This is a genomic window from Nucisporomicrobium flavum (genome assembly GCF_016464385.1).
In the GTDB taxonomy this organism is placed as follows: Bacteria; Actinomycetota; Actinomycetes; order Mycobacteriales; family Micromonosporaceae; genus Actinoplanes; species Actinoplanes flavus_A.
Genome location: NZ_JADMLH010000002.1, coordinates 237,943 through 258,665 on the forward strand (window position 1 = coordinate 237,943; position 20,723 = coordinate 258,665).

The 20,723-nt window shown below is 72.3% G+C and carries 19 protein-coding genes; 10 read left to right on the forward strand and 9 right to left on the reverse strand.

What is annotated here, in order from left to right; translation table 11 throughout:
• Nucleotide 1: 1 nt before the first annotated feature.
• Nucleotides 2-1,327: an ABC transporter substrate-binding protein gene (locus tag IT780_RS05295; RefSeq protein WP_199510262.1), complete on the reverse strand. Its 1,326-nt coding sequence runs from the start codon at nt 1,325-1,327 to the stop codon at nt 2-4.
• Between the two features lie 37 nt (nt 1,328-1,364).
• A complete protein-coding gene (locus IT780_RS05300; RefSeq protein WP_199510263.1) occupies nt 1,365-2,549 on the reverse strand; it encodes an ROK family transcriptional regulator in 1,185 nt (394 codons plus the stop codon).
• Between the two features lie 260 nt (nt 2,550-2,809).
• Here IT780_RS05300 and IT780_RS05305 point away from each other — a divergent pair, with 260 nt between their 5' ends.
• Nucleotides 2,810-4,033 (forward strand): chitosanase, encoded by a 1,224-nt coding sequence (locus tag IT780_RS05305; protein WP_199510264.1) that lies wholly within the window; start codon nt 2,810-2,812, stop codon nt 4,031-4,033.
• 47 nt (nt 4,034-4,080) lie between these two features.
• On the opposite strand, the gene IT780_RS05310 is transcribed toward IT780_RS05305, so the two are convergent.
• Nucleotides 4,081-5,235: a homogentisate 1,2-dioxygenase gene (locus IT780_RS05310; protein ID WP_199510265.1), complete on the reverse strand. Its 1,155-nt coding sequence runs from the start codon at nt 5,233-5,235 to the stop codon at nt 4,081-4,083.
• Nucleotides 5,236-5,313: 78 nt separating this feature from the next.
• Here IT780_RS05310 and IT780_RS05315 point away from each other — a divergent pair, with 78 nt between their 5' ends.
• Genes IT780_RS05315 through IT780_RS05330 form a run of 4 tightly spaced genes read left to right on the forward strand, consistent with a single transcriptional unit; the run spans nt 5,314 to nt 8,885 of the window.
• The gene (locus IT780_RS05315; RefSeq protein ID WP_199510266.1) at nt 5,314-6,150 is read left to right on the forward strand and encodes a hypothetical protein; all 837 of its coding nucleotides are present in this window, start codon (nt 5,314-5,316) and stop codon (nt 6,148-6,150) included.
• Nucleotides 6,147-7,268, forward strand: a complete 1,122-nt coding sequence (gene fahA / locus IT780_RS05320; RefSeq protein WP_199510267.1) for a fumarylacetoacetase — start codon at nt 6,147-6,149, stop codon at nt 7,266-7,268. The genes IT780_RS05315 and fahA overlap by 4 nt, the downstream gene beginning before the upstream one ends.
• A gap of 27 nt (nt 7,269-7,295) precedes the next feature.
• On the forward strand, nt 7,296-7,754 hold the full coding sequence (locus IT780_RS05325; RefSeq protein WP_199510268.1) for an SRPBCC family protein: 459 nt from the start codon (nt 7,296-7,298) through the stop codon (nt 7,752-7,754).
• 15 nt (nt 7,755-7,769) lie between these two features.
• A complete protein-coding gene (locus IT780_RS05330) occupies nt 7,770-8,885 on the forward strand; it encodes an outer membrane protein assembly factor BamB family protein (RefSeq protein ID WP_199510269.1) in 1,116 nt (371 codons plus the stop codon).
• Here IT780_RS05330 and IT780_RS05335 read toward each other — a convergent pair.
• The gene (locus tag IT780_RS05335; protein ID WP_307831050.1) at nt 8,882-9,793 is read right to left on the reverse strand and encodes an endonuclease/exonuclease/phosphatase family protein; all 912 of its coding nucleotides are present in this window, start codon (nt 9,791-9,793) and stop codon (nt 8,882-8,884) included. The two genes, IT780_RS05330 and IT780_RS05335, sit on opposite strands and share 4 nt — an antisense overlap.
• 36 nt (nt 9,794-9,829) lie before the next feature.
• On the opposite strand from IT780_RS05335, the gene IT780_RS05340 reads away from it, so the two are divergent.
• Nucleotides 9,830-10,597, forward strand: a complete 768-nt coding sequence (locus IT780_RS05340; protein ID WP_307831051.1) for an SMP-30/gluconolactonase/LRE family protein — start codon at nt 9,830-9,832, stop codon at nt 10,595-10,597.
• Here the strand turns inward: IT780_RS05340 and IT780_RS05345 are convergent.
• Nucleotides 10,594-11,706: an ROK family protein gene (locus tag IT780_RS05345; RefSeq protein ID WP_199510270.1), complete on the reverse strand. Its 1,113-nt coding sequence runs from the start codon at nt 11,704-11,706 to the stop codon at nt 10,594-10,596. The two genes, IT780_RS05340 and IT780_RS05345, sit on opposite strands and share 4 nt — an antisense overlap.
• Before the next feature lie 43 nt (nt 11,707-11,749).
• Here IT780_RS05345 and IT780_RS05350 point away from each other — a divergent pair, with 43 nt between their 5' ends.
• Entirely contained in the window at nt 11,750-13,003 is a 1,254-nt protein-coding gene (locus IT780_RS05350) for an MFS transporter (protein WP_199510271.1), read from the forward strand.
• Here IT780_RS05350 and hisC read toward each other — a convergent pair.
• From hisC to hppD, 4 genes are read right to left on the reverse strand one after another with little or no spacing between them, the layout of a single operon-like run.
• Nucleotides 12,942-14,018, reverse strand: a complete 1,077-nt coding sequence (hisC, locus tag IT780_RS05355) for a histidinol-phosphate transaminase (RefSeq protein WP_199510272.1) — start codon at nt 14,016-14,018, stop codon at nt 12,942-12,944. The two genes, IT780_RS05350 and hisC, sit on opposite strands and share 62 nt — an antisense overlap.
• Nucleotides 14,015-15,148 carry an RDD family protein gene (locus tag IT780_RS05360; protein WP_199510273.1) on the reverse strand — a complete coding sequence of 378 codons (1,134 nt, stop codon included), beginning with the start codon at nt 15,146-15,148 and terminating at the stop codon, nt 14,015-14,017. Before IT780_RS05360 ends, hisC begins: the two co-directional genes overlap by 4 nt.
• A complete protein-coding gene (locus tag IT780_RS41600) occupies nt 15,145-15,879 on the reverse strand; it encodes an RDD family protein (RefSeq protein WP_199510274.1) in 735 nt (244 codons plus the stop codon). Before IT780_RS41600 ends, IT780_RS05360 begins: the two co-directional genes overlap by 4 nt.
• 10 nt (nt 15,880-15,889) lie before the next feature.
• The gene (hppD, locus tag IT780_RS05370) at nt 15,890-17,044 is read right to left on the reverse strand and encodes a 4-hydroxyphenylpyruvate dioxygenase (protein WP_199510275.1); all 1,155 of its coding nucleotides are present in this window, start codon (nt 17,042-17,044) and stop codon (nt 15,890-15,892) included.
• A gap of 88 nt (nt 17,045-17,132) precedes the next feature.
• On the opposite strand from hppD, the gene IT780_RS05375 reads away from it, so the two are divergent.
• From IT780_RS05375 to IT780_RS05385, 3 genes are all read left to right on the forward strand, one after another.
• Nucleotides 17,133-17,618 (forward strand): Lrp/AsnC family transcriptional regulator, encoded by a 486-nt coding sequence (locus IT780_RS05375; RefSeq protein ID WP_199510276.1) that lies wholly within the window; start codon nt 17,133-17,135, stop codon nt 17,616-17,618.
• 62 nt (nt 17,619-17,680) lie between these two features.
• Nucleotides 17,681-18,982, forward strand: a complete 1,302-nt coding sequence (locus IT780_RS05380; RefSeq protein ID WP_199510277.1) for an outer membrane protein assembly factor BamB family protein — start codon at nt 17,681-17,683, stop codon at nt 18,980-18,982.
• 47 nt (nt 18,983-19,029) lie between these two features.
• On the forward strand, nt 19,030-20,697 hold the full coding sequence (locus IT780_RS05385) for a fumarate hydratase (protein WP_199510278.1): 1,668 nt from the start codon (nt 19,030-19,032) through the stop codon (nt 20,695-20,697).
• Nucleotides 20,698-20,723 lie beyond the last annotated feature (26 nt).

A 20,723-nucleotide genomic window follows, 5' to 3' on the forward strand; every position in this document is an offset into this window, starting at 1 on the left:
GTCAGCCGCCCAGTGTCATCACGCTGTTGATCTGCTTGTCGGCGTCGGCGAGCCCGGCGTCGAGGTTCTTCACCTTGCCGGACTGCCAGTTCGTCGCGAACGTCTGGAACGTCTCCTGGTACGCCGGCCCGGACGCGGACGGCGGCGTGGTGGACGAGTTCGGGCTGGCGAAGATGTCCATGAACGTCTTGAACTCCGGCTCCACCTGAAGGCCGGGGTCGCTCACCGCCTTGGTCGTGGTGGGCAGGTTCTTCAGCGAGTTCGCCAGCTTGACGATCGTGGCGTCGTTCGTCGTCAGGTACTTGATGAGCTCCCAGGCGGCCTCGGGATTCTTGGCGTTCTTCGAGATGCCGACGATGTTGCCGGTGACGTAGCCGGCGCCGTACCGGGCCGGGTCGCTGACCGGGATCGGCGCGACGCCGTACGTCAGCTTCGGGGCCTGGTCCTTGAGGAAGGCGAGCCGGTACTCGGCGTCTATGTTGATCGCCACCTGTCCCTTCTGGAACGCGTTGTCCGCGCTGAACTCGTCGCCCAGGCCGGCCCGGAACGTGCGCAGGTTCTCGTAGCCGTACCAGTCGATAAGGTTCTTCTGCCAGGTCAGCAGCGTCTTCCAGGCCGGGTCGGCGCCGACCGCGGACTTGCCGTCGTCGGTCAGCCACTTCGCGCCCACGGCCGGGGCCAGGTGGGCCGCCGCGTTCTCGTAGAAGTCGAAGAGCGGCAGGAAGCCGACCGTCTTCAGCGAGCCGTCGGGGTTCTTCACCGTGAGCTTCTTGGCGTCCTCGGTGAGCTCGTCCAGCGTCTTCGGCGGCTGGGCGATGCCGGCCTTCGCGAAGAGGTCCTTGTTGTAGAACATTCCGTACGCGTCGGCGAGGAACGGCATCGCGCAGCGCTTGCCGCCGAACTCCGTGTACTGCCGGGTCGTGGCGTTCAGCTGTCCCAGATCGACGTTGTCGCGCTTGATGTACGGCGCCAGATCCACCCACGCGCCGGACGAGCAGAACTTGCCGACGATGTCGGTGGAGTACGACAGCCCGATGTCCGGCCCGTTGCCCGCGCCGATGGCCTGCGTCATCTTCGAGTCGTCCTGACCCGGCTTCACGGTCACCTTGATCTTCGGGTGACTGTTCTCGAAGTCCTTGACCACGGTGTCGATCGCGGCGGCCTCCCGCTCGGTGAAGAAGTGCCACAGCTCGACGGTGCCGGACACCTCCGTACCCGGGTCGGCGATCTTCTGTTCCTTGGGCGCGGGGGTGCACGCGGCGGTCAGCAGCAAGGCCGTGAGGGCGGCGATGACCGGTTTTTGGGCAGGGGGTATCCGCTTGTTCACTCGAGGGTCCTCTCGAAGGGTGGTGCTCGGGAAGGGGTCAGGCTTGGTCGTCGCGGATCGAGGCGATCAGCGCCTCGCGGACGGCGGTGAGCCCGGCGTCGAGGGCGCCGAGCAGCACGGCGTCGTCGTCGATCGTGGTGACGGCGATGGCGCTCTCCAGCGGGGCGGCCCGGCGCACGGCCGTGGTGACCGCCGCGAGCAGGGTTTGCCCGCCGGCCTGCGCGACCGGTCCGGCGAGGACGACGAGCGAGGGGTCGAGCACGGCGATGACGGCGGCGAGCCCCACCGAGACGCGGTCGGCGAGCTCGGTGAAGAACTCGCCCGCCTCCGGGTCGGCCGCGGCGGCCTGGACCACCTCGAGCGGGGTACGCCCGGGCACGCCGTGGTCCCTGCCGAGCGCGAGGACCGCGGCGCCGCCGACGAGGTCCTGCAGGTCGACCTTGCGGTGAGTGGAGTCGGGTGCGTACAGCGGCATGTAGCCGATCTCGCCGGCGCCGCCGCGGGCACCGCGCAGCAGCGTGCCGCCGATGTCGATGGCGAGACCGAGGCCCTCCTGGCCGAGCCAGATCAGCGCGAAGCCGTCGGCGTCGGTGCCCACGCCGTGGCGACGCTCGGCGACCGCGGCGAGGTTGACGTCGTTGTCGACGCCGACGCGGGTGCCGAGCGCCGCGGCTATCTCCGGCACCAGGCCGGGGCGGGAGAAGCCGGGGACGTCGACGTGGCGGATGGTCTGCGCGCGGGAGTCGTACGAGCCGGCGACGCCGAGCTGGACGTGGTGGATCCCCTCAGCCGCCACACCGGCCTCCTCGCGCAGGTCCGCGACCACCTCGACCAGGGCGGTCTTGGGGTCGGTCCGCAGGAAGTCGATCCGGCGCTCGATGCGGGCCCGCTCGGCGCCGGTCAGGTCGCAGAGCGCGGCGACGACCGAGGGCGCCCCGCTGGCACCGATGTCGCGGACGGACACGGCGGCGGCGTACGCTGCGTCCGGGTTCGCCGCATAGATCTCCGCGTTGGGTCCCGGCCGGCCGCTGTGGTAGCCGACGACGGTCACCAGGCCGGCCTCGGTGAGCCGGCGCAGCACCTCGGAGATGGTCGGGGTGGAGAGCTGCGTCAGCTTGCGCAGGTCGGCGCGGGTGAGACCGCCCGCCTCGAGCAGATGGCCGAGGGCCGCGCTCGCGTTCATGGCGCGCAGCAGTTTGGACGAACCCGCCAGGCGTGTCACCGGGCCTCCGAGGTGATTGGCAATCTGGCTAACAATTAGCTGGACCGTAGAACCGTCACCCCGTGAAGTCAACAGTGAGTTCCCGTTGGCCGCTCGTCTGCCCGAAAGGGCGCACGTGACCGCGCTGCGACGGCTATTGATAAATCACTTTAACTGACCTAGCGTGACCACTCATCGCCGTCGATGGCGGGCATCCCCAGCGCCTGCCATCGACGGTCACCTCTGCGCGCCCACCCCCTCCATCCCCCACGAGGAGCGCCATGAACCGCAAGAGAACGCTGTCCTATGCCCTCGGCGGCGTGCTGATCCCCGCAGCGGCCGTCGCCTACGGCCTGCTCCCCGCCAGCGCCGCGACCGCCGGCCCGATCAAGGGACTCGGCGGCAAGTGCGTCGACGTCGCCGCCGCCAACTCGGCCAACGGCACCGCGATCCAGCTGTACGACTGCAACGGTACGAACGCGCAGACCTGGACGGTCGGCAACGCGGACAACTCCATCCAGGCGCTGGGCAAGTGCCTCGACGTCACCGCCGCCGGCACGGCCGACGGCACGAAGATCCAGCTGTACGACTGCAACGGCACCGGCGCCCAGAAGTGGACCGCCGGCTCCGGCGGCACCCTGGTCAACACCGGTTCCGGCAAGTGCCTCGACGTCACCGGCCAGAGCTCCGCGAACGGCACCCGGCTGCAGATCTGGACCTGCGGCGGCGCCGCCAACCAGAAGTGGACGCTGCCGGGCGGCACCAGCACCCCGACGACCCCGCCGACCACGCCGCCGCAGAACAACGGCGCCAACCTCGACAACCCGGCGAAGAAGGACGTGGCGATGCAGATCGTCTCGGCCGCCGAGAACTCGTCGCTCGACTGGCGGGCGCAGTTCAGCTACATCGAGGACATCGGCGACGGGCGGGGCTACACCGCGGGCATCATCGGCTTCTGCTCCGGTACGGGCGACATGCTCGAGCTCGTCGAGGCGTACACGGCCACGAAGCCGGGGAACGTGCTGGCCAAGTACCTGCCGGCGCTGCGTACGGTCGACGGCACGGACTCGCACGCCGGGCTCGACCCGAACTTCACCCGTGACTGGAAGACCGCCGCGGCCGACTCGGTGTTCCAGGCGGCCCAGGAGGCGGAACGCGACCGCGTGTACTTCAACCCGTCCGTACGCGACGGCAAGAACGACGGCGTGCGCGCGCTCGGCCAGTTCGCCTACTACGACGCCGCGGTCATGCACGGCTACGAGGGCATGCGCCAGATCCGCAGCCGCGCGCTGCAGCGGGCCAAGCCGCCGGCGCAGGGCGGTAACGAGACCACCTGGCTGAACGCGTTCCTGGACGAGCGGGTCGTGGAGATGAAGAAGGAGGAGGCCCACTCGGACACGAGCCGGGTGGACACCGCCCAGCGGGTCTTCCTCCGCAACGGCAACTTCGACCTGAACACCCCGCTCGACTTCGCCGTCTACGGCGAGCAGTTCCACATCAACTGATCCGGGGAAAGGGGGAGGCGGGCAGCCACGAGCTGCCCGCCTCCTGCCTATCGGTTCCAGGTCCAGGCGTACGCGGTGTCCTCGACGGTCAGGGCCGCGTCGCAGAGGTCGAGTGGTCGGAAGGTGTCGACCATGACCGCGAGCTCGTCGAAGTGCTCCGCGCCGATCGACCGTTCCACCGCGCCCGGCTGCGGCCCGTGCGTGAAGCCGGACGGGTGCAGCGAGATCGAGCCCTGCTCGATGCCCGAGCCGCGGCGGGCCTCGTAGTTGCCGCCGGTGTAGAACATCATCTCGTCCGAGTCGACGTTGTGGTGGTTGTACGGCACCGGGATCGCCAGCGGGTGGTAGTCGACCTTGCGGGGCACGAACGAGCACACCACGAAGTTGGGACCCTCGAACGTCTGGTGCACCGGCGGCGGCTGGTGCAGGCGGCCGGTGATCGGCTCGAAGTCGTGGATCGAGAACGCCCACGGGTACAGGCAGCCGTCCCAGCCGACCACGTCGAACGGATGGTGGGCGTACACGTGCCGGGTCCAGCCCGCGCGGTGCTTGACGTACACCTCGACGTTCTCGCCCTCGGCCTGCAGGGGTTCGCCCGGGCCGCGGACGTCGCGCTCGCAGTACGGCGAGTGCTCCAGGAACTGCCCGCGGACGGACAGGTAGCGCTTCGGCGGGCCGATGTGCCCGGTCGCCTCGATGGTCAGCAGCCGTACCGGGCCGTCGGGCACGATCCGGTGCACCACGGACGTCGGAATGATCACGTAGTCGCCGGTGCCCACGCTCAGCGCGCCGAACGTGGTCTCGATCGTCGCGGTGCCCTCCTCGACGTACAGGCACTCGTCGCCGACGGCGTCGCGGTAGAGCGGGGACGGCCGGTCCGCGACCACGTAGCCGATCCGGACGTCGCCGTTGGCGAGCAGCGGATGGCGGCCCAGGACCGCGTCGGCCGGACCCGTGTCGAGCTTGTGCGTGCGCAGGTGCCGCGGCTTCAACGGCAGGTTGGGCGACTGCCGGGTCGCCGGTGGCTCGTACACCTCGGCCGAGGCGATGGCCGTGGGGGCGTACCGGTGGTAGAGCAGGGACGAGTCGGAGGAGAAGCCTTCCTGGCCCATGAGTTCTTCGGCGTAGAGTCCGCCGTCGGGCCGGCGGAACTGGGTGTGCCGCTTGCGGGGGATCTCCCCGACGCTGCGGTAGTACGGCATCGTTGCCACCACCCCTTGGAAACTGACATTACGGACGGTGTTGTCCGGCTCTCGAAGCGTCCATTAGGTTCAGTATTCGTGTCAACGCTCGTGCCACGGCTCTTCGCCGGCCTCGTGGACGATGCGTCGTTGCTTCCACCCGCCGTGCTCAGCGTCCCCGAAGCGGTCGCCGCGCACCGCAGACACCGGGATGCCTGGTATGCCGGGATGTTCGGTGCGCTGCTCGTACCGTCATCGGTGGACGCCGCGACGGACGGCCTGGCCGTGGGTGTCGTGAACGACGCCGCCATCGCCGCCCTGCCCGCCGCCGTCTCGAAGATGCGCGCCGCCGGCGCGGTCGTCAGCCAGGTCGAGGCGCTGGTCTCGCGCCGCGGCGAGGACCCCCAACCAGGCCTGGGTGCGCTGCGCACGCTCGCCGAGGCCGAGCTCGACCTGCAGGTGTACGCCGAGATCCCGCTCAGCTGGGGCCTGCTCGCGGCGCTCGACACGGTCGCCGCGGCCCGAGCCGAGGGGGTGGCGATCCGCCCCAAGTTCCGCGTCGGCGGGCTCGCGGCCGAGCTGTTCCCGACCCCGGTCGAGCTGGCCGCCGTGATCTGCGCGTGCCGGGACCGGGACCTGCCGTTCAAGCTCGCCGCGGGGCTGCGGCACGCCCTGCGGCACACCGACCCGGAGACCGGCTTCGCCCACCACGGCTTCCTCAACGTGCTGGTCGCCGCCACGCTGGCCGCGGACGGCGGCGAGGTGGCCGAGGTGGCCGAGGTGCTCGCGGCGACGCACCCGCTGCCGCTGGTGGAGCCCGCCCGCGCCCGGCGCGACCACGAGCGGCCGCTGTGGGTGGGATTCGGTACGGGCAACCTGCTGGAGCCGGTGACGGAGCTGATCCGGCTCGGCCTGATCAACGGTGGCTACGAGTGACCCTTTTCGGACTGGAGAACCTGCCGTACGGCGTCTTCTCCACCCCCGGCGACGGCGTGCGCAGGATCGGCGTACGGCTCGGCGACACGGTCCTGGACCTGTCCCGCGCCGAGGCGGACGACCTGATCCTCGCGGGCGGGGCGCTGCAGCAGCCTTCCCTCAATGTGCTGATGTCCCTCGGCCGCCCCCAGTGGGCCGCCATCCGGGCCCGGATCGTGGAGCTGGCGCCGGCGCTGCCCGCGATCCCGCTGGGCGACGTCGAGCTGCACCTGCCGTTCGACGTGGCCGACTACACGGACTTCTACTCCTCCGAGCACCACGCCGCGAACGTGAGCCGGATCCTGCGCCCGGGCGGCCCGCCGCTGCGGGACAACTGGAAGCAGCTCCCGATCGGCTACCACGGCCGGTCGGCGACGGTCGTGGTCTCCGGTACGCCCATCGAGCGGCCCGCCGGCCAGCTCGGCGCCGGCGTGTTCGGCCCCACCCGGCGGCTCGACGTGGAGGCCGAGGTCGGGTTCGTGGTCGGGGTGCCGGGCCGGCGCATCAGCACCGCGGACTTCGCCGAGCACGTCTTCGGCGTGGTGCTCGTCAACGACTGGTCCGCCCGCGACATCCAGGCGTTCGAGTACCAGCCGCTCGGGCCGTTCCTGGCCAAGTCCTTCGCCACCTCGGTGTCGCCCTGGGTGGTGCCGTTGTCCGCGCTGGCCCAGGTGCCGCCGCCGGCGCAGGATCCCGTACCGCAGGACTATCTGCTGCCGCCGGGACCGGCCTTCGACGTCCGGTTGCGGGTCGAATGGAACGGTACGCAGGTCAGCACCCCGCCCTTCGCGCAGATGTACTGGACGGCAGCTCAGCAGCTCGCCCACCTGACGGTCAACGGCGCGGTGGTGCGTACCGGCGACCTCTACGCGTCCGGGACGGTCTCCGGGCCGGCCCGCGAGGAGGCCGGCTCGTTCCTGGAGCTCACCTGGAACGGGGAACGGCCCGTCACGCTCGCCGACGGATCGACGCGGGGGTTCCTTCTCGACGGCGACACCGTGACGATCAGCGCGACCGCCGCCGGTGCAGATGGCGGCACTATCGGCCTCGGCGAGGTAACCGGAACCGTCTGTCGCTGAGGCGCGACTGCCCGTAAGTTGTGACCCATGTCCACGGTCGCGGTCACCCGGCTGGTCGAGGCGCCGGTCGTCGAGGTGTGGCGGGTCTTCACCGATCTGGCCCGCCGCTGCGAGTGGCTGTCCACGGTCACCCGCGTCGAGCTGCTCACCCCCGGCCCGTTCGGCGCCGGCACGGTGTGGCGGGAGACCCGGACGATGGCGGACGGCGGCGAGATCACCGAGGAGTTCCGGGTCCGCGAGTGCGCCGTGCCGGAACGGTTCGTGGTCGGGTCGCCGGGCATCGGCGCGGACTACCGGATGACGTACACGTTCGTGCCGGTCATCGAGGGCCGGCACCGCGGCGGCACGATGGTCACGGTCGTGCAGGACGGCGCCCCGACGGCGCCCGCCGGCCGGTTCCTGGCGCTGGTGTTCGGCGGGCTGGCCGCCCGTACGGTCGAGGGGGCGCTCCGCCGCGACCTCGACGACCTGGCCGCCGCCGCCTGAATTACTGTCCCGGGGGTGACCCGGAACCTGCTGCGCGCGCTCGCCGCCCTCGTCGTGCTGGCCGCCGCGGGGCTGATCGGCTGGCGGGTGCTCGGCCCGGCCGAGGTGCTCGAGCCGGCGACCGGCGCGTACCCGGTCGCGGCCGTCCTGCCGCCGGGCGCCACCGGCAAGGTCACGCAGGCGCCGCTGATCGTCGACGACCGGATCCGGGTGTACGCCGGCCCGCGCGTGATCAAGGCCGACGGGCCGGTCGGCGAGAGGATGGCGATCACGCCGCTGTGGTCGTACCGGCGCTGGCCCGCCGAGGTCAGCGGGGTCGTCGCGGTCGGGAGCACGGTGGTGAGCCGGTGGACCGACGGGACGTTGATCGCGCTGGACGGGCGTACCGGGACCGTCGCGTGGCGGGCGAGCGTACCGGCCGGCGAGCCCTTCACCGACCGCACCGGCGCGACCGCCGTCTGGGCCCCGCCCGGCCTGTACGTGGCCGGCCCGGCCGTCTTCGTCGGCGACAGCGGCAAGGTCCTCGCCTTCTCGGCCGCCGACGGCTCACCGCGCTGGACGATCACCCTCCCGCGGGGCTGCGTCACGCCCTTCGTCACCGTCGGCGGCCAGTTCGTCTGCGGCGTGGGCGCCTGGGACGTCACCTCCGGCGCGGCGGTCCGCAGCTGGCCGGTGGGGCCGTCGACCCCCGTGGGCTGCGGCGTCGCCCGGTCCGGGTGTGCCGGCCTGCGCGACGCGGCGGGGCACGGCTGGCTCACCGGCGGGCCGCGGCCCGTGCGTACGCCGGCCCTGGACGCGCGCGAGGCGACCGCCGGCGGCGGCCTCGTGCTGACCGCGTCCGGCGGTGCCGTGACCGCGTCGGGGGCCGCGTCCTGGCGCTGGGCGGGCGAGGCTCAGGTGCTGGGCGTACGCGCGAACAAGGTCGTCCTGCTGACCCCGGACCGGCACATCGTGGTGCTGGACGCGCGCACCGGCTCCCGGACCGCGGCCTTCCCCATGTACGTCAAGCGGGAGCGCGTCGAGCCGTGGCAGCCGCACCTGTGGCAGCTGACGGACTCGTACGTGGCCGTCGAACGGCTGCAGGACGACGACTATTACCTCCCGGACCCGTCCGTCATCGCGGCGATCTAGAAGGTGATCCGCGCCGCGACCGGCAGGTGGTCGCTGCCCGTGCGCGGGAGCGACCACAGCGACGTCACGGTGAGCCCGCGGCCCAGAATCTGATCGATGCGGGCCACGGGCGCTCGCGCGGGCCAGCTGAACGCGAACGCCGGCGCTGTGCCGAGCCGCGTGGTCACCGGCTTCAGGCCGCGGTCGTCGACGGTGCCGTTCAGGTCGCCCAGCAGCAGCACCCGGCCGAGCGGCTCGGCGTCCAGCGCCGCGCCGAGCCGGGCCGCACTCTCGTTCCGCGGTGCCGTCGCGAAACCCGTGACGCCCATGCGTACGGACGGCAGGTGCGCGACGTACACCGCGATGTCGCCGTACGGGGTGCGGACGGCCGCGCGCAGGCCACGGTTCCAGTCCGTCGCGAACGCCCGTGGCCGGATGTCGAGCGCGGCCTCCTCGGCAATCGGGTAGCGCGACCACAGCGCCACGGTCCCGTGCACCACGCGGTGCGGGTACGCCGCCCCGAACGCCGCGTCGTACGCCGGCAACGCCTCGGGAAGCACCTCGCTGAGCGCCACCAGGTCGGGCGATACGCGCAGCAGCTCCCGTACCGTCCCGGCCGGGTCCCGGTTCTCGTCGCTGGCGTTGTGCTGCACGGCGACCAGGTCCTGCCGCTCGTCCCCGGGCAGCAGCGCCGGTCCGAAAAGCACCAGCCACGCGATCAGCGGCAACAGCACCGCGGGCAACGCCACCCGGGGCCGCCGCCACCAGCCCAGCGGCGCGAGCATCGGTACGCTGAGTCCGAGCCATGGTAGGAACGTCTCAATGACGCTACCGGGATTGCCGCCCATGTCGGGGATCAACCGGTGCCCCGCCAGCACGATGGTGACCAGGACCGCCGCGGCCACCACCCCGAAACCTCGCCAGCGCACCGCCGGATGGTACGAAACAGACTCTAGGATCGAGCGGTGCGCGTACTGATCGACGGACTGTCGCTGGGCGAGTCGATGCGCTGGCACGACGGCCGGCTCTGGTTCTGCGACTGGGGAACAGGGCAGATCGCCCGCTTCTCCGACGGCAGCGCGACGGCCGTCGCACGGATCGCCGACTTCCCCTTCTGCATCGACTGGCTGCCCGACGGCCGGATGGTCGTGATCACGGGACGCGGTCCGCTGCTGCGCGAGGAACCGGACGGCACGCTCGGCACCTTCGTCCGGCTCGAGGCGCCGTACCCGTGGAACGACATCGCCGTCGACCGCGCCGGGAACGTGTTCGTCAACAACATCGGGTACGACTACTACGCGGGACCGCGCGGACCGGGAACGATCAGCGTGGTCACGCCCCGGGGCGAGGTCCGGGAGGCCGCCGGCGACCTGGACTTCCCGAACGGGATGGCGTTCGACGGCGACACGCTGATCGTGGCCGAGTCGCACGGCAGCAGGCTCACCGCCTTCGACGTGGCACCCGACGGCGGGCTGCACAACCGGCGGGTCTGGGCCGCCCTCGAGAACGCGGCGCCCGACGGCATCTGCGTGCCCGCCCCGGGCCAGGTCTGGTACGCCGACGTGCCGAACAAGGAATGCGTGCTCGTGCGCGAGGGCGGTGAGGTCCTCCGCCGGGTCCCGCTCGACCGGGGCGGCTTCGACTGCGTGGTCGGCGACGGCGTGCTGTACGCGGTCACCGCGGTCTACCCCAGCGCCACGGCCCAGGGACAACTCGTCGCCATCGACCTCTAGACGAGGCTCGCCAGCAGGGCGGTCCAGGCCTCCTCGGCGGCGCCCGCGAGCGGACCGTCGTCGCCCAGCGCCGCGGCGAGCACCGGTGGCGGCGATGCCCGGCGGAAGGCCATCAGCCCCGCCCGGTACGCCTCCTCCAGCGCCTGCGGTGCCGCGGCGAGCAGGTCGGCGCCCAGGCCGCCCAGCGTCACGAGGTCCGGGTCGAGGCCGTTGACCAGGCCCGCGATGCCCCGGCCCAGAGCGGCTGCCACGGTCGCCGTCGCGGCCGCCGGCTCCGGGTCGGTGGCGGTGATGATGCGGCGGGCGTACGAGACGGGGTCGCGGGGCTGGTCGTGGCCCAGCAACCGGGCCAGCGCCGAGCCGTCGACCGCGGTGCCCCAGCAGCCGTACGCCCCGCACGGGCACGCCACCGCCGGGTCCCCGAACGGCATGTGCCCGAACTCCCCGGCCGCGCCCAGCGCCCCCACCAGGACCTGGCCGCCGTTGACCACCGCGCCGCCGAGCCCCGCCTCGATCCGCAGGTGCAGGGCGACCGACGCGCCGACCGCCACCCCGCGGTGCGACTCGGCCGACGCCGCCAGCGTGGCGTCGTTGCCGGCCACGAAGATCTCCGCACCCGGCCAGGCCGCCGCCAGGTCCACGTCGTGCCAGCCCAGGTTGCTCGCGTCCAGCACGAGGTCGCGGGAGACCGTGCCGGGCGCCGAGATGCCGATGCCGCGGACGCGGTCGCCGTACTGCCGGCGCAGCCGAGTCACGGCCGTACCGATCGCCGCGACGACCTCCGTGCCGCTGTGGCCGCCGACGTCCTTGCGGACGGTGGCCAGCGTGCCGCCGCCGAGCTCGACGACGTCGACGCGCCAGGCCTCGTGGGTGATCGAGGCGGCGGCGATGAGCGGCCCGCGCGGGTGCGGGATCAGCGAGGTGGTGGGCCGGCCGCGCGCCCCGCTGGGCGCGGCGGGCTGCTCGGCGAGGAGCCCGGCCTGCCCGAGCCGGCCGACGAGCTCCGTGGTCGCCCCGGTGCCGACGCCGATCAGCCGGGCCGCGTCCGCCCGGGTGACCCCGGGACGGGCGTGCACCACCCGCAGCAGCTCGGTCGCGCGCGTCGTCACACCGTTCCCCCTTCTTATGCTCTGTAGAAGAGCATATTGTCGGATGGTGAAGCTTCACCATCGCGGCGCTCTCGTCGTGCTCGGCGCGTCGTGCTTCGTCTACGTCACCGCGGAGACCATCCCGGTCGGGCTGCTCCCGCAGATCGCGTCCGGGCTGGCGGTGCACGAGGCGGACGTGGGGCTCCTGCTGACCAGCTACGCCGTCGTGGCGGCCGTGACCACCGTGCCTCTGACGGCGCTGACCATGCGGATCCCCCGGCGCCTGCTGCTCGCCACGACCCTGGCGATCTTCGTGCTCTCCCAGGTGGCGGCCGCGTCCGCGGACACCTTCCTCATCCTCGCGCTCTCCCGGCTGATCTGCGCGGTGGCACACGGCGTGTTCTGGTCCACGATCGCACCCGTCGCCGCCCGGCTCGTCCCGGACGGCCAGGCCGGGCGCGCCACCGCCGCGGTGTTCCTCGGCAACTCGCTCGCCATCGTGGCTGGGGTGCCGCTGGGCACGGCGCTCGGCCAGTGGCTGGGCTGGCGGGTCGCGCTCGGGGCACTGGCGGTCGCCGGGGCCGGCTGTGTGGTGGCGCTGCTGACGGTGCTGCCCCGATTGCCCGCGCTGCCCCGGGACGCGGCCACACGGACGGGCGCGCAGCTGCGGGCGGCGGTACGGATCATCCGGTCCGGGCCGGTCGCCGTCGTCTGCCTGCTCACGGCCGTGGTGGTCGTCGGGCACTTCGCGGCGTACACGTACATCGCCCCGCTGGTGCGGCGTGACGGCGGGCTGGAAGGACCCGGCCTGAGCGTCCTGCTGCTCGGGTACGGCGCCGCGGGGCTGCTCGGCACCTGGGTGGTGAGCCGGCTCGTGGACCGGCGGCCCCGCGCGGTGCTGCTGGGGCTCATCGCCGTCATCGCCGGATCGCTGGCGCTGCTCGTACCCGTGTCCGGCGTGGCCGTCACCGTGCTCGCGACCCTGGCGTGGGGTGGCGCTTTCACCGCGCTGCCCGTGGTGCTGCAGGCGACGATCCTGCGGGTCGCGCCGCGGGCCCGGGACGCCGCCTCCGCCGTCTACGTGGTGGCCTTCCAGATCGGCATCGGCGGCGGCGCGCTCGTCGGCGAGCGCCTGGTCAGCGCCGGGCTGCTCGGCCGGTTGCCGGCGTTGACCGCGCTGTCGGCCATCGCGGCGGGCGTGGTGGTGGTCCTCGCCCGCCGCACGTTCCCGGCCCGGGTGCCGGTGGCCGGTCCCGCTACAGAGCCGCTTCGGCCGCCGCCAGGAACGCGTCGTTCTCCTCGGGCGTACCGATGGTGACCCGGACGCCGTCGCCCTGGAACGGCCGGACGATGATGCCCCGCTTCTCGCACGCCGCGCCGAACGCCGCGGCCTGATCGCCCAGCGGCAGCCACACGAAGTTGGACTGGCTCGAGGGCACGTCCGGCAGCAGCTTGCGCAGCGCCTCGGTGACCCGCTCGCGTTCGCTGATGACGATGGCGCAGCGGCGGCGGACCTCGTCCTCGGCGTCGAGCGCGGCCAGCGCCGCGGCCTGCGCCACCAGGCTGGTGGAGAACGGGGTGAGCACCTTGCGGATCGCCGCGGCGACCTCCGGCTGGCCGACGAGGAAGCCGACCCGCAGCCCGGCGAGGCCCCACGCCTTGCTCAGCGTGCGCAGCACGACGACGTTGGGGCGGTCGCCGTACGTCTCGATGCCGTCGGGCACCTGGTCGTCCGTGACGAACTCCCGGTACGCCTCGTCGAGCACCACCAGGACATCGTTCGGTACGGCGTCGAGGAAGCGGTCCAGCTCGGCGCGGCGCACGCTGGTGCCGGTCGGGTTGTTCGGGTTGCACACGATCGCGAGGCGCGTCCGGTCGGTGATCGCGTCGGCCATCGCGGCAAGGTCGTGGCCGTGGCCGGGCGTGTTGGGCACCCGGACGCTCGTCGCGCCCGCGCCGGCCGAGATGATCGGGTACGCCTCGAACGAGCGCCACGCGTACACGATCTCGTCGCCGGGCAGGCAGGTGGCCTTGACGAGGTGCTCGGCGAGCGCGACCGAACCGCAGCCGGTGACGATGCGGTCGGGGCTGACGCCGTACCGGTCGGCCAGCTTGTCGCGCAGCTCCACCACGCCCATGTCCGGGTAGCGGTGCGACTGGGTGACCGCCGTCGCGACGGCCTCGGCCACGCCGGGCAGCGGGCCGAACGGCACCTCGTTGCTGGCCAGCTTGATCGCCTCGGCGAGGCCCAGCTCGCGGACCAGGTCGGCGACGTTGCGCCCGGGCACGTACGCGGGCAGCGCGTCCAGGTCGGCGCGGGTCAGCCTGCTCATCGTCTTCCTCCGGTGGGATCCGCGGCCTCCGGCGTCGCCGGCTCGGCCTGCTTCGGGTGGCCCGGCGGCACCGCCACGACGACGGTGCGCGCGGACTTGTCGTGCAGCGCCTGGTGCAGCCGCTGGTCGAACAGCACGGAGCCGGCGTCGATCAGCTGCGCCACGAAGCCCAGGCCGTAGCAGTTCCAGAGCGGCGTCCACATGCCGAGCCGCCCCCAGCGCCGGAACGCCCGCCCGAACCCGAGCGGGGTGGTGTCCTCCAGCTTGACGACCTTCACCCGCAGCAGCCGCTTGCCGAGCGTCTGCCCGCTGTTGGCCAGCGCGGGGACCTCGTACGCGAGCCACAGCGCGGTTGTCACGAACAGCATCGTCAGCATCAGGTACATGGACCGCACCGAGGCCGGCTCCGGCGTGGCGAACGGCTCGTTCATGGCGGCCCGGAAGGTCGGTTCGACCTCGAGCCACCACTGGTACGCGAGCCAGCCGTTCACCAGCACGTTGAGCACGAGCACGGCGGCGATGTCGACGAGCCGCGCGACCAGCCGGCGGCCGAGCCCCGCGAGCGCCATGCCGTGCGGCCGGGCCTGCACCGGGTACGGGTACGGGAACGGCGGCGGCTGCCAACCGGCCGGCGGCACGGGGTAGCCGGGCGGCAGGTGGTATCCGGGCGGAACCGGGGGATAGCCGGGCGGGGCCTGCCAGCCGGCGGGTGGTGGCTGCTGGCCGGCGGGCGGCTGCCATCCGGGAGGCGGCTGCCATCCGGGAGGCGGCTGCCATCCGGGAGGCGGAGGTTGCCAGCCCGGCGGGGGATGCCAGCCGGGCGGAGGTGCGGGCCAGCCGGGCGGCGGGACGGCGCCGGTGGGCGGGGCGCCCGGGGCCGCAGGGGCGCCCGGGGTCTCAGAGACGCCCGGGGTCGCCGCGGGGCCGGGAGCGGGTGCCGCCGTGCCGGGTGCCGCGGCCGGGGTGACCGGCTGGGCGGCCGCGGGCGGCTCCTCCTCGGCCGGCGGCGGCCCGTCGGGCGGGGTCTGGTCCGCCGGGATGGCCTTGCCCAGCCAGCCCTCGCCGTCCCACCAGCGCTGGGTCGACGGGTCGGCCGGGTCCTTGTACCAACCGGCGGGCAGCGAACTCATGGCGCAACCTTTATCACGACGGTCCCGGCGACCTTGTCGTGCAGGGTCTGCTGGTACGGCTTGTCCCACAACTGCCAGAGCCCGTCGACGTAGGTGAAGAACGGCACGACCATGCCGCCGACGAACTCGATGAGGTAGCGCTTGGCGGCCATGCTGCGGGTCAGCGTGGCGCCGGGGGCGATCGGGATCACCCGTACCTTGATGAGCTTCTTGCCGAGGGTCTGCCCGGTGCGGAACATCATCTCGACGTAGTAGACGTAGTACGCCACCAGCAGGAACAGGACCAGGCCGAGCTCGGCCAGCAGGAACTTGACGAAGACGCCGCCGAAGTCGGGCGTCTCCGGCGCGAACGTCTCCTGCGGCGTCATCTCCGGCAGCACGCTGGTGAAGAGCCAGATGAAGACCGGCGCGAAGAGCACCATCGCGACGGCGGTGAGCAGGGCGCCGTCGATCAGGTACGCGAGCAGCCGGGTGCCGAAGTCGGCCAGGGGGCGGCCGTCGGGGCTCAGCGGCACCGGCTGCGGGCGCCAGCCGGGCGGGCCGTACGGGGGCGGGCCGTACTGCTGGGGCGGCCCGTCGTACGGCGGGTAGCCCGGTGGGGGTCCCGCGTATCCGGGAGGGGGCCCGGCGGGTGGGGCACCGGGTCCGCCGGCCGGCTGCGGCGCCGGGGCGCGGGCCGGCCCGGGATCCGGGCGGCCCGCGGCCGGGGCGTCGTCGTTCGCTTCGGTCACGGGAACAGTGTTACAGGTTTCCGCGCAGCTCCTGCTCCCGCTCGATGGCCTCGAACAGCGCCTTGAAGTTGCCCTTGCCGAAACCGAGCGAGCCGTGCCGCTCGATCAGCTCGAAGAAGACCGTCGGGCGGTCCTGGACCGGCTTGGTGAAGATCTGCAGCAGGTAGCCGTCCTCGTCCCGGTCCACCAGGATCTTGCGCTTCTTCAGCTCCTCGATCGGGGCCCGGACCTCGCCGATGCGGGCGCGCAGCTCGGGGTCGTCGTAGTACGAGTCCGGGGTGTCGAGGAACTCCACGCCGGCCGCGCGCATGGCGTCCACGCTGGCGATGATGTCGTTGGTCGCCACGGCGATGTGCTGGGCGCCGGGGCCGCCGTAGAACTCGAGGTACTCGTCGATCTGCGACTTGCGCTTCGACACGGCCGGCTCGTTGAGCGGGAACTTGACCTTGCGGGTGCCGTCCGCGACGACCTTGCTCATCAGCGCCGAGTAATCCGTCGCGATGTCGTCGCCGATGAACTCGGCCATGTTGGTGAAGCCCATGACGCGGGCGTAGAACTCCACCCACTCGTCCATCTTGCCGAGCTCGACGTTGCCGACCACGTGGTCGACGGCCTGGAAGAAGCGCTTGGGCTGCAGGCCGGCGTCGATCGCGGGCTGCCGGTCGACGATCGGGGCGCGCTCGACGAAGCCGGGCAGGAACGCGCCGGTGTACCGGGAGCGGTCGACCAGCGAGTGGACCGTGTCGCCGTACGCGGCGATCGAGGCGATCCGGACCGTGCCGTGCTCGTCGGTGACGTCGTGCGGCTCGGCGACGCTGCGGGCGCCGGCGGAGAGCGCGTGGGCGTACGCCTTGTCGACATCCGGGACGGCGAGTGCGATGTCGTAGATGCCGTCGCTGTGCCTGGTGACGTGGTCGGAACCGGGCGCGCCGGCGTGCACGGCGCCGGTGATCAGGAACCGGGCCGAGCCGCTGACCAGCACGTACTCGGCGTGGTCGCGGTAGCCCTGCTCGGGGCCGCGGTACGCGACGCACGTCATGCCGAACGCGGTGGAGTAGTAGTGGGCCGCCTGCTTCGCGTTGCCCACGAGGAACTGGAGGTAGTCGACGCCCTTGACGGGGAAGACGTCGGCGGTAGTCGTGGCGTGTTCCATCATCTGCGTCATGACGAGATGTTGTGCCAGGTCACACCGCTAGGCAATAGTGACAATCCCTGCTGGTCAGTCTGCGCATTCGGTAGGGTCTGGACGCATCATGGCTGCACAAGATGTCCATCTCGACGCCCTCGACGGCCGACTGCTCGCCGCCCTCGCCGAGGAGCCGCGCATCGGCGTTCTCGAGCTCTCCCGTCGCCTCGGCGTCGCCCGCGGCACGGTCCAGGCGCGCCTCGACAAGCTCATCGCCCGCGGCGCGGTCCGCGGCTTCGGCCCCGACGTCTCGCCGGCCGCCATCGGCTTCGGCGTGATGAGCTTCGTGACCCTGGAGATCTCCCAGCGGTACGGCCACACCGCCGTGACCGCGCATCTCACGGAGATCCCCGAGGTGCTGGAGGCGCACACGATCACCGGCTCCGGCGACCTGATGTGCCGCATCGTGGCCCGCTCCAACGCCGACCTGCAGCGGGTGATCGACCGCATCCTGGCGTACGAGGGGATCCTGCGCGCCTCGACGATCATCGCGCTGGCCGAGCAGATCCCGTACCGCACGATGCCGCTGGTCAGGGCCGCCAGTGGAGCATAAGGCATCGACACGGACTAATCGGGCTAACCGCCGGGCGGTGTCGATCTCGTTACCGTACCCGCGTGGCTTCGGGTGGTCCCTCGGCGAAGAGCGTGGCGCTGGTCGGCGTCGTGGTCGTCATCGTGCTGGCCACCACCGGGGTGTGGAACCCGTTCCCGAAACTCTGGTCGTGGATCACCAAGAGCGACCCCATCGCGCCGGGCGTCGCGACCTGGCAGACGGCCATCGGTGGATCACCGCAGAGCGTCACCATCACCGGCGGCGCCGTCATCGTCGAATACCGCACCTCGGTGGAGGCGTACGGGCTGACCGCCGGCGTGCAGCTGTGGAAGTCCGACGCCGACTGGGCCGGGGTGGCCGGCGGTGACTCCGACGCCGTCGTGGTCGTCGGCCGGCTGCTCACCAAGGGGTACGAGGTCCTCGACCCGGCCACCGGAGCCGTCCGCCGCAAGGACACCGCGGCCACGGCGGTGTGGACGTACGCCGACGCGATCCTCGACCTGCGCTGCCCGTCGGCCGGCGAATGCGAGCTGACCGCCTGGGAGCCGCGCGGCAGCAAACCGATGTGGACGGTGCCCACGCCCGGCATCGGGTTCGTGCTCAACGCGTCGAACCCCGACCTGCCCGACACCCAGCCCATCGGCAACAACCGGGTCGACGTGCGGGTGGCCGGCCCCAAGCCGCTGCCCAACCTCATCGGGCTGCCGGGCGACGGCAAGGTGCAGGTCATCGACACCGCGCAGGGGCGGGTGGCGCTGACCCGTACGCCGTCGCGCGACCAGCGCGTCGCGGTCGTCGGCAGCCGGGTGCTCACCGTCACCGGCGAGGCGCGCGACGGCACCTGCTACTACGGCGTGGTCGCGCACGACCCGCCGTCCGGGCAACCCGTGTGGCAGCGCGACGGGCTCAACCTGCGGACCGCGTCCAGCGACTGCAAGCAGGAGAAGGACCCGGCCGGCGGCTCCGACGTGGTGCTCGGCGTCGACCCGGTGGGCCGGCCGGAGCTCATCGCCGCGCACGACGGGCGTGATCTGTGGCACGGGCGGAAGGGGCAGGAGGTGCTCGCCGTCGACAACTCCTACGCGCTCATTCGCAGCACCGACGAGCGGACGGTCAGCGCCCGGTCCTTCTCGCGCGGGTCGGTGGCGTGGCGTCGTACGGTCAACCCGGGTGCCTCCGCGGCGCTGACGCCGTACGCGGCCATCATCGCCGATGTGAAGCCCAGCCGGATCGTCGCGCTGAGCCCGCGCAACGGGGGTGTCAGGGTCGAGGCGCGCACGGACGCGAAGGTCTTCGCGGCCGGCCCGGGCGGCCTGATCCTGGTGTCCGGGCGCGACATGGCCTACCTGCCTTACGCATCCTGAGCCGCCGGTTCGCACGTCCGGGCGGTGCTGGCCTAGGCTTGCCCGTCATGAGCAGAGCTGCCGCCTTCTCGTACTCGCCCTTGCTCCCCCTCGGGGAGGACACGACCGAGTACAGGCTGCTCGCGGACGACGGCGTGGACGTGGTCGAGGGCCCCGGCGGCCGGCGGTTCCTGACCGTCGAGCCCGAGGTGCTCACGCTGCTCACCGCGGAGGCCATGCACGACATCGCGCACTTCCTGCGCCCCGCCCACCTCGCCCAGCTGCGGTCCATCATCGACGACCCCAAGGCCTCGGCCAACGACCGGTACGTCGCCCTCGACCTGCTGCGCAACGCCAACATCGCGGCCGGCGGCGTGCTGCCGATGTGCCAGGACACGGGTACGGCGATCGTCATGGGCAAGCGCGGCCGGCACGTGCTGACCGACGGGCTCGACGAGCAGGCCATCGCGCGCGGCGTCTACGAGGCGTACACCCGGCTGAACCTGCGCTACTCGCAGCTCGCGCCGCTCACGATGTGGGACGAGAAGAACACCGGTTCCAACCTGCCGGCCCAGATCGAGTTGTACGCCGAGGACCCGGGCGGGCAGCCGGACGCGTACAAGTTCCTGTTCATGGCCAAGGGCGGCGGCTCGGCCAACAAGTCGTACCTCTACCAGGAGACCAAGGCGCTGCTGAACCCGGCGCGGATGATGGAGTTCCTGGACGAGAAGCTGCGGCTCATCGGCACGTCGGCGTGCCCGCCGTACCACCTGGCCGTGGTGATCGGCGGCACCAGCGCCGAGCACGCGCTGAAGACCGCGAAGCTGGCCAGCGCCAAGTACCTCGACAACCTGCCCCGGGCCGGTTCGATGACCGGCCACGGCTTCCGCGACGTGGAGCTCGAGGCGGCGGTGCTCGAGCTGACCCGCGACTTCGGCATCGGCGCGCAGTTCGGGGGGCGGTACTTCTGCCACGACGTACGCGTCATCCGCCTGCCCCGGCACGGCGCCTCCTGCCCGGTCGCGATCGCGGTCTCCTGCTCGGCCGACCGCCAGGCGCTGGCGAAGATCACGCCGTCTGGCGTCTGGCTCGAACGCCTCGAGCCCGACCCCGCGCGCTACCTGCCCGACGTCACCGACGAGGCGCTGGAGACCGACGAGGTCGTCCGGGTCGACCTGCGCCGCCCGATGGACGAGATCCGCGCGGAGCTGTCCAAGTACCCGGTCAAGACCCGCCTGTCGCTGACCGGCCCGCTGGTCGTGGCCCGCGACATCGCGCACGCGAAGATCGCCGAGCGGCTCGACGCGGGCGAACCCATGCCGCAGTACCTGCGCGACCACGCGGTCTACTACGCGGGCCCGGCCAAAACCCCCGAGGGGTACGCGTCGGGCTCGTTCGGCCCCACCACGGCCGGCCGGATGGACGCGTACGTCGAGAAGTTCCAGGCGGCGGGCGGCTCGCTGGTGATGCTCGCCAAGGGCAACCGGTCGGCGCAGGTCACCCGCGCCTGCCAGGAGCACGGCGGCTTCTACCTCGGCTCGATCGGCGGCCCCGCGGCCCGGCTCGCCCAGGACTGCATCCGCCACGTGGAGGTGCTGGAATACCCGGAGCTGGGCATGGAGGCGGTCTGGCGGATCGAGGTCGAGGACTTCCCCGCGTTCATCGTCGTGGACGACAAGGGCAACGACTTCTTCGCCGAGGTGACGAAGCCGGTCCTGAGCATCGGCCGCCGCTGATCCCGCGGCGGCCCCGCCGCGCCGGG

Coding starts and splice junctions, on each gene's coding strand:
- IT780_RS05305 (WP_199510264.1), top strand. CDS start 2,810: ATGAACCGCAAGAGAACGCTGTCCTATGCCCTCGGCGGCGTGCTGATC.
- IT780_RS05310 (WP_199510265.1), bottom strand. CDS start 5,235: ATGCCGTACTACCGCAGCGTCGGGGAGATCCCCCGCAAGCGGCACACC.
- IT780_RS05325 (WP_199510268.1), top strand. CDS start 7,296: ATGTCCACGGTCGCGGTCACCCGGCTGGTCGAGGCGCCGGTCGTCGAG.
- IT780_RS05350 (WP_199510271.1), top strand. CDS start 11,750: ATGGTGAAGCTTCACCATCGCGGCGCTCTCGTCGTGCTCGGCGCGTCG.
- hisC (WP_199510272.1), bottom strand. CDS start 14,018: ATGAGCAGGCTGACCCGCGCCGACCTGGACGCGCTGCCCGCGTACGTG.
- IT780_RS05360 (WP_199510273.1), bottom strand. CDS start 15,148: ATGAGTTCGCTGCCCGCCGGTTGGTACAAGGACCCGGCCGACCCGTCG.
- hppD (WP_199510275.1), bottom strand. CDS start 17,044: ATGACGCAGATGATGGAACACGCCACGACTACCGCCGACGTCTTCCCC.
- IT780_RS05375 (WP_199510276.1), top strand. CDS start 17,133: ATGGCTGCACAAGATGTCCATCTCGACGCCCTCGACGGCCGACTGCTC.
- IT780_RS05385 (WP_199510278.1), top strand. CDS start 19,030: ATGAGCAGAGCTGCCGCCTTCTCGTACTCGCCCTTGCTCCCCCTCGGG.